Here is a 1,397-nt window from a genome sequence, read left to right as displayed (position 1 = left end):
CAACTCGGGAACCCCTCCAGGGTGTGTCTTACTTTTCACAAAGTAAGCATAAATTGATGTTTGCCCATAAGCCCATCAACTAGGTTGGTCTCTTAACTCTTATGTAGAGGTAAGAAGAAATATGGTGGAGGGAGACGGATTCGAACCATCGAAGGCAGTGCCGGCAGATTTACAGTCTGCTCCCTTTGGCCACTCGGGAACCCCTCCAGGGTGTGTCTTACTCTTCACAAAGTAAGCCTAAATTGATGTTTTCCCATAAGCCCATCAATCAGGTTGTTCTCTTAACTCTTAAAGAGGTAAGAAGAATATGGTGGAGGGAGACGGATTCGAACCATCGAAGGCAGTGCCGGCAGATTTACAGTCTGCTCCCTTTGGCCACTCGGGAACCCCTCCAGGGTGTGTCTTACTTTTCACAAAGTAAGCCTAAATTGATGTTTTCCCATAAGCCCATCAATCAGGTTGTTCTCTTAACTCTTAAAGAGGTAAGAAGAATATGGTGGAGGGAGACGGATTCGAACCATCGAAGGCAGTGCCGGCAGATTTACAGTCTGCTCCCTTTGGCCACTCGGGAACCCCTCCAGGGTGTGTCTTACTTTTCACAAAGTAAGCCTAAATTGATGTTTTCCCATAAGCCCATCAACTAGGTTGGTCTCTTAACTCTTAGGTAGAGGTAAGAAGTAATATGGTGGAGGGAGACGGATTCGAACCATCGAAGGCAGTGCCGGCAGATTTACAGTCTGCTCCCTGTGGCCACGCGGGAACCCCTCCAGGGTGTGTCTTACACTGCACAAAGTAAGCATAAATAGATGTTTACCAAAAAGACCATCAAGCAGGGTGTTCTCTTAACTATTAAAGAGGTAAGAAGAATATGGTGGAGGGAGACGGATTCGAACCATCGAAGGCAGTGCCGGCAGATTTACAGTCTGCTCCCTTTGGCCACTCGGGAACCCCTCTAGGGTGTGTCTTAGTCTTTGCCGAGGAAGCCTAAATTGTTGTTTTCCCTTAAGCCCATCAATCAGGTTGTTCTCTTAACTCTTAAAGAGGTAAGAAGAATATGGTGGAGGGAGACGGATTCGAACCATCGAAGGCAGTGCCGGCAGATTTACAGTCTGCTCCCTTTGGCCACTCGGGAACCCCTCCAGGGTGTGTCTTACTCTTCACAAAGTAAGCCTAAATTGATGTTTTCCCATAAGCCCATCAACTAGGTTGGTCTCTTAACTCTTAGGTAGAGGTAAGAAGAAAGATGGTGGAGGGAGACGGATTCGAACCATCGAAGGCAGTGCCGGCAGATTTACAGTCTGCTCCCTTTGGCCACTCGGGAACCCCTCCAGGGTGTTTTTCCTAACTCATAATGGATAGGCTAAAGAGATGTTTTTCCCAACGCATCTCTCAAGTGC

General features: G+C 47.6%; 6 tRNA genes. All 6 read right to left on the bottom strand.

The features are described from left to right. Positions 1 to 122 precede the first annotated feature (122 nt). Positions 123 to 207: transfer RNA gene (locus tag A3712_RS19800), tRNA-Tyr, on the bottom strand. 101 nt (positions 208 to 308) lie between these two features. Continuing rightward, positions 309 to 393, bottom strand: a tRNA-Tyr gene (locus A3712_RS19795). A 101-nt stretch (positions 394 to 494) separates the two neighbouring features. Beyond that, positions 495 to 579 (bottom strand) — tRNA-Tyr (locus A3712_RS19790). Positions 580 to 683: 104 nt separating this feature from the next. Continuing rightward, a tRNA-Tyr gene (locus A3712_RS27525) sits at positions 684 to 768 on the bottom strand. Positions 769 to 1,055: 287 nt separating this feature from the next. Further along, positions 1,056 to 1,140: transfer RNA gene (locus A3712_RS19785), tRNA-Tyr, on the bottom strand. Between the two features lie 104 nt (positions 1,141 to 1,244). Continuing rightward, positions 1,245 to 1,329, bottom strand: a tRNA-Tyr gene (locus A3712_RS19780). Between the last annotated feature and the right edge of the window lie 68 nt (positions 1,330 to 1,397).

Origin of the sequence: Vibrio sp. HI00D65 (assembly GCF_001635455.1) — a bacterium.
GTDB lineage: Bacteria > Pseudomonadota > Gammaproteobacteria > Enterobacterales > Vibrionaceae > Vibrio.
This window is presented reverse-complemented; position numbering and strand designations above follow the sequence as displayed.